Origin of the sequence: Mycobacterium innocens (assembly GCF_900566055.1) — a bacterium.
GTDB lineage: Bacteria > Actinomycetota > Actinomycetes > Mycobacteriales > Mycobacteriaceae > Mycobacterium > Mycobacterium innocens.
Map to the genome: position 1 here is coordinate 1 of NZ_UPHQ01000287.1, position 6,045 is coordinate 6,045.

Below are 6,045 nucleotides of genomic sequence, written 5' to 3' on the forward strand. Positions count from 1 at the left end.
AAACCTCACGCAGAACCAATGATCCAGCCAAACTGCGACCGCTCACGCACCTGACAACAGCCATCGCCCCCTCACAAACCGCCCCACCGCCAAGCCAAATCGCACGCCTGTGCGATACTGCCACCCATCTCACACCGGCTCGCTTATTTGAGGCCTAGCGGCGCGTCCACGCACGGGGGCCGAAGCGATTCGGCGCCGACGCTGCTGACTGGCTGACATAGCTGCGGCGGGATTAGCGTCCTCACACCTATCGGGTATCGGGGGCGTCGAAGCTATTGAGGCTGCACGACCGCCACGACATAGGAAATGCAGTGGTTCATGAGACAACCGACGGTGCAGCCACGGTGAGACAGTTCGCAAACGGCCAGGTCAGCGCATGGCCAAATGCAACCAAACGTGAGAACCTACATAAATGTCGGTTCGCACGAACCGTGGCGGAATCTCACGAATGATGGCGGAGTGACGGCGGATCCGCCAGGTTCGTGAGACACGCGGGTTGCTCAATTCCAAGGGTGCGCCGACGGCCATGTGACGATCGGGTCACCGAAGCAGTCTGATCCGTTGCAGGGCCGAGGTGATCGCCATGGGCCGCAGCAGAGACAGGGCGCCGGCAACTCGGAGTCAGACCGATCGGCATCCGCCACGCAGTCTGCGAACCTTCCTGCTGGGACAAGGGATTTCATTCTCTCGGGGTGTAGTCACACAATTCTCGCGCACTTGTTCTTGGGCAACCGGCGTCCATGGCACGGTTGCGGGCGACGGACATGGGTTTGGCGCCGCTGCGCGCGGGCGACATTGGCCTCGTTCAGTAGCCCTGTTTGCGACGTAGATCATCACCTGGATTCTCTGCCACCCCATTGGCGCTGTCGCCCATCGGAGACGACGCCGAGCCATACACTTGCGGCGTGAACATCAGCAAAGCCATTGTCGGTGCAGCGATAGCCCCTGTCCGGGCCGGCGTCGCGGTGGCCGACGCCGGACTCGCCGTTGCGGCCATCGCGCTCGGGGCTGTGAAGCAATCCTTGGGCGAGGAAGGCCCGAAGACCGTAGATCCGATTACCGATCTATTTCCGTTGCGCGGCGCACTCGTCGGCGCCAACCGAGTTGCCGAATTAACCGAAAACGACCGGGCGATGGGGCGCGCACTGGTCCGCGGCGGGCCGGCGGACAAGCTGATGCGTCCGGGTGGGGTTGTCGACCTGTTGACCGCGCCCGGCGGTTTACTCGATCGGGTATCCGTTGAAGGTACCGCGCTAGAGCGGATTCTGGCGCCCGGTGGGCTCGCAGATCGGCTGCTCGCTGAGGACGGGCCGGTCGAGCGGATGTTCGCCGAGGACGGCATTATCGAGCGGATGTTCGCCGCGGACGGCGTCATCGACAAGCTGCTGGCTAAGAATGGACCGCTCGAACAGTTCACCGAAGCCGCTGAAATCCTGAGTCGGCTGCAGCCCGCCGTGGAGAGGTTGACGCCCACCGCCGACACCCTCGAGTCTGCAGTCGATACCCTCAACAGGATGGTCAACACGCTGAGTGGCATCACAGACCGCATTCCGCGGCGGCGCTCGACGCGGCCGACTGTGCGCTCGAAGCGCAACATGGACCAGGATGCCGTCGATCAGTGAGCCGACCGGCTCACTGAATCGCCACCGCTAAAGTATGGCGGCCGACGCGCCACCCGCTCAGGCGCGGCAGCGGCATTTTGGGACCTAGCCCGCCGGGTGGCCCCGGGGTGCGACCCCCCGGGGCCACCCGGCCGCCTAGCCCCGGGCACCCTTGGCCAGACGCGCTCCGCGTGGTTTTGGAGGGATTCTTGAGCTTCATGGAAGGCGGCACGCTCGACTGGTTGGATCACCACAACATCAGCCGAGAAGCATTTGCCCCCACGCGCAGCTATCGCGGATCTGTCACGGCCGCGGTATGTCGATGGGGCCAATTCACTTGGCGCATCAAGCATTCCCATTCGACGCATTACGGGACGGGTGTCACCTCGACGAATCGAGGGGACCGCCGAGGCGAGCTCGGAATGGACGGGCCAAGGGCTGCGCGGGCCTGGTGGCACGCAGTTGTCAGACGCTTCCGAGGCGATCGTGGGCGGCGGAAAAACACTCGCTTCGGCGTTGATACCAATAGTTGGTATTCTCGGGTGCGTGGGCAAGAATACGTCGTTCAGCCTCGATGAGCATTACAGCGCGTTCATCGAGGAGGAGATCGCGTCGGGCCGATACCGCTCGGCCAGCGACGTCGTGCGTACTGCTTTGCGATTGCTTGAAGATCGTGAGACCCGGCTGCGCGCACTGCGCCAGGCACTCATCGCTGGCGAACGAAGTGGCGAGTCAACACAATTCGACTTCGATGATTTCGTTGCGCGCAAGCGGGCTGAGAAACCTCGCCACGGGTGAGCCGGTATATACTTTCGCCCGCCGCACGCGCGGATCTAGAACAGATCTGGCATTACACCTATGAGACCTGGGACGACGATCAGGCCGAGAAGTACGTTCGTGAGATCCAGCGGGCAATCGAACGAGTCGCTGACAATCCGATGATCGGAAGGGCCTGCGACGAAGTCCGCCCCGGCTACCGGAAGCACCATGTCGCATCGCACACGCTGTACTACCGGATTGCCAGCGTCGACGTGATCGATGTGGTGCGCATACTCCACCAACGGATGGATGTCGACCGGCACCTCGACTGATCCATGCACCGCGATGCCGAAGCCAAGACGCCCGGGACTGCCGGTGAACACTGATCGCGCGCAGGAAATCAACCGGATCGTGAGACAAACTGGGCGGAATCGCGGTGAGACGACCGGGAGCGTCGCAGGTCGCGACGGTCGTGAGTTGCAGCTCGTTGGCGAGAACCTACATGGGTTTGCTTGTGCTACTACAAACGAGCAGAGCAGCAGACGGGGTAGAGCCCCGATACTGATTTCAACGATGCGGGACACGCAATGACTGGCCACCATCGACCCGGCCGAGTTCTTCGGCGACGCGGCCATCCAGGACCCTTACCCGCTGTATGCCCGGCTGCGGAGTGACGGCGGCGTTCATCGCGTCGGGCCCCAGCATGCGCTGCATCCGGGTTGGTGGCTGCGGCGCTGCCCGGAGCGGTGGCGGGCGGCGACGCTGGCGGTGGGGATGAGGGCAGCGGCGGACCCGGAAAGCGCGAATGATCTTCGCCGACACATTCTTTGGGCCTTTGGGCCGCGCTGGGCAACGCCAAGATGCCCGGCACGAGATCGCGAAGAACTTGTGGGCCAGCAAACCACCAGTTGTTCTGACCTCTAACCCGGGCTTGGGCGAGACCTGCACACTGCCGAACCGGCGAAGCGGTCAGCGGGCCGCCGTCGGCGCCGCCGCAATCCGCTTCAGCGCTTCAGCGCGGTCGTTCGCGTGGAGCACCTCACTGCCGACCTCGAGGAACAGGCCTGGGACTGGCTTGCCCGGCATGACGAGCAGTACTCGTTCGTGGACGCGACGAGTTGCGCACTTGTGCGAAGGAAAAGCAGCCGCAATGCCTGTGCGTTCGACTCGAAGGATTGGCGTTTCTCACGTCGCCGCACTATTTTACTGACGTGATGTCAATAGCTGCAGCTGCTGTCGCTCGGTGGATCACCCCGTTTCTGGCGGTTGCGACCGTTGCCGGCCTGGTTTCTGCCGGTGCCGTGCATGTCGGTGCTGCCCCTGAGGTGCGTCTGGCCGATACGGGAAACCCGCTGGCTGGACAGCCTTTTTACGTGGACCCGGCGTCGACGGCCATGGCCGCCGCGCGCAACGCCAATCCGCCGAGTCCGCAGCTGACCGCCATCGCCAATACCCCGCAGGCGTACTGGCTTGACCAGGCATTTCCAGCCGGTTCGGTAGGCGCGAGGGTCGCCGGGTACACCGGCGCGGCACAGGCTGCCGGCAGCATGCCGATTTTCGCGCTCTACGGAATTCCGCATCGCGACTGCGGTAGTTACGCGTCCGGCGGGTTCGCGTCGGGGGCGGACTACCGCCAGTGGATCGACAGCATCTCGTCCGGCCTGGGCGGCTCGCCGGCGGCGATCATCGTCGAACCTGATGCACTCGACATGGCCGACTGCCTGTCGGCTGACCAGCGCCAGGAACGCTTCGATCTGATCCGCTACGCGGTGGACACCCTGATCCGCGATCCGGCCGCGGCCGTCTACGTCGATGGCGGACACTCGCGCTGGTTGAGTGCCGAGGAAATCGCCGCCAGGCTCAACCAGGCCGGTGTCGGCCATGCGCGAGGGTTCAGCCTCAACGTCTCGAACTTCTTCAGCACCGACGAGGAAACCGGGTACGGCGAGGCGATTTCGGGGATGACCAACGGCGCGCACTACGTGATCGACACCTCGCGCAACGGCGCCGGACCTGCGCCCGACTCCGCGCTGAGCTGGTGCAACCCCGGCGGGCGTGCCTTGGGCACCCCGCCCACCACGGCTACTGCGGGCGCGCACGCCGACGCCTATCTGTGGGTCAAACGTCCCGGCGAATCCGACGGATCATGCAACGGGGGCCCTTCGGCGGGTCACTTCGTGAGCCAGTACGCCATTGATCTCGCCCAAAACGCGGGCCAATAAGACCACCCGGGTAGCCCGCCGCCACTGCACACGTGGGTGGTCAGCCGCGACGGTACGGCCGAGGCAGTATCGGGGACCTATCTGGGGGACGGTGTCGACGTTGGATTAGCGTGGCCAGGTGCTGGGTACGGTCGCCGTGGAGAATTACCGCTCGCTGCGCCAGCTGGTCGTTCCGTTACGCCAGCTCAACGTCGTAACCGGTGCCAACGGCACCGGCAAGTCCAACCTGTATCGAGCGTTGCGTCTGCTGGCGGACTCGGCCCGCAACGGCGCGGTGGCTGCGCTGTCCCGCGAAGGCGGGTTGAGCTCAACGATATGGGCCGGGCCGGCGGTGATCGGTAAGTCAGTGCGCCAGGGGCGTCATCGGGTTCAGGGCACGGTGCGAACGGAGTCGGTCAGCCTGAAGCTGGGCTTTGCCGGTGACGAATTCGGTTATGCACTGGACCTCGGACTGCCCATTGCCACGCGCACGGAGTTCGGGCTCGATCCGGAGGTCAAAGTCGAGGCGCTGTGGGTCGGTCCGGTGTGGCGCCCCGCGACGGTGATAGCTCAGCGCGGTGGCCCGACTGCACGGGTGCTAGACGGTGACGGTGGCTGGCATGTGATCGCCGACGTGCTGCGGCCTTTCGACTCGATGCTCAGTGAGCTGGCCGACCCGGTGCGGGCGCCGGAGTTGATGCAGCTGCGGGAGCGGATGCGCAACTGGCGGTTTTACGACGAGCTGCGCACCGACACCGACGCGCCCGCGCGGCAGCCCCGAATCGGCACGCGCACACCGGTATTGGGTCACGACGGCGCGGATCTGGCCGCGGCCTTGCAAACGATTCGAGAGATTGGCGACGATGAGGCGCTCAGTGAAGCCATCGAGCGCGCGTTTCCGGGTAGCAGTGTCGATATCCGCAACGCCGACGGCCGCTTCGAACCCCTGCTGCACCAGCCCGGGATGCTGCGGCCACTGGGCGCTGCCGAGTTGTCCGACGGCACACTGCTATATCTGCTTTGGGTCGCAGCCCTGCTGACACCACGTCCACCCCAGCTGCTGGTGCTCAACGAACCCGAGACCAGCTTGCACCCCGAGTTGTTGCCCGCCTTGGCATCGTTTGATCGCCACAGCGTCCGAGCACAGCCAAATTGTCGTCGTCACCCACTCCGAGCCACTTGTCGCGACCCTGCAACAGGCCGCGGACGTGCACACCGTCCGTCTGACCAAAGAACTCGGTGAGACCCGCATTGCCGGCCAGCGCCTGCTCGACCAACCGCCATGGCATTGGCCGCCGCGATAGCGCTAGCGGGAGTTTCCGGCCTTCGTTGATCGACGGCCTGATTTGCCCTGGTGGGGTTGTGTTTTTGGGCAGGGCTGGTGTATTACCCAACTCGCGGTGTTGGGCGCTGTTGGTCAGCGGGTGGGTGCGTATTGGTGGATTGCGAACAGGTCGGCGAGTCGCTGTTGGGTCGGGCTCATG

General features: G+C 64.6%; 5 protein-coding genes and 2 pseudogenes. 6 read left to right on the forward strand and 1 reads right to left on the reverse strand.

What is annotated here, in order from left to right; all coding sequences use genetic code 11:
• The first annotated feature begins 905 nt into the window (after positions 1 to 905).
• The 3 genes from EET03_RS27750 to EET03_RS27760 all read left to right on the forward strand — a co-directional run bounded on the left by EET03_RS27750 (position 906) and on the right by EET03_RS27760 (position 2,692).
• Positions 906 to 1,622 (forward strand): hypothetical protein, encoded by a 717-nt coding sequence (locus tag EET03_RS27750; protein ID WP_075542201.1) that lies wholly within the window; start codon positions 906 to 908, stop codon positions 1,620 to 1,622.
• Between the two features lie 525 nt (positions 1,623 to 2,147).
• Positions 2,148 to 2,399, forward strand: coding sequence for a type II toxin-antitoxin system ParD family antitoxin (locus tag EET03_RS27755; RefSeq protein WP_063472330.1), 252 nt, complete (start codon positions 2,148 to 2,150; stop codon positions 2,397 to 2,399).
• A complete protein-coding gene (locus EET03_RS27760; RefSeq protein ID WP_075542200.1) occupies positions 2,396 to 2,692 on the forward strand; it encodes a type II toxin-antitoxin system RelE/ParE family toxin in 297 nt (98 codons plus the stop codon). Before EET03_RS27755 ends, EET03_RS27760 begins: the two co-directional genes overlap by 4 nt.
• A gap of 235 nt (positions 2,693 to 2,927) precedes the next feature.
• Here the strand turns inward: EET03_RS27760 and EET03_RS30555 are convergent, their stop codons facing one another.
• Complete coding sequence (locus EET03_RS30555) at positions 2,928 to 3,065, reverse strand: hypothetical protein (protein ID WP_167470718.1); 138 nt, start codon at positions 3,063 to 3,065, stop codon at positions 2,928 to 2,930.
• A 100-nt stretch (positions 3,066 to 3,165) separates the two neighbouring features.
• Between EET03_RS30555 and EET03_RS32835 the strand changes: the two are divergent.
• The 3 genes and pseudogenes from EET03_RS32835 to EET03_RS27775 all read left to right on the forward strand — a co-directional run bounded on the left by EET03_RS32835 (position 3,166) and on the right by EET03_RS27775 (position 5,865).
• Positions 3,166 to 3,575: pseudogene (locus EET03_RS32835) on the forward strand (PIN domain-containing protein).
• Entirely contained in the window at positions 3,575 to 4,582 is a 1,008-nt protein-coding gene (locus EET03_RS27770) for a glycoside hydrolase family 6 protein (RefSeq protein WP_099193872.1), read from the forward strand. Before EET03_RS32835 ends, EET03_RS27770 begins: the two are co-directional and overlap by 1 nt.
• Before the next feature lie 118 nt (positions 4,583 to 4,700).
• A pseudogene (locus tag EET03_RS27775) lies at positions 4,701 to 5,865 on the forward strand (AAA family ATPase).
• The last annotated feature ends 180 nt before the right edge of the window (positions 5,866 to 6,045 follow it).

Excerpts from the sequence above, each read along its gene's own strand:
- EET03_RS30555 (WP_167470718.1), bottom strand. The coding sequence starts at position 3,065 with ATGCTGGGGCCCGACGCGATGAACGCCGCCGTCACTCCGCAGCCGGGC.
- EET03_RS27770 (WP_099193872.1), top strand. The coding sequence starts at position 3,575 with ATGTCAATAGCTGCAGCTGCTGTCGCTCGGTGGATCACCCCGTTTCTG.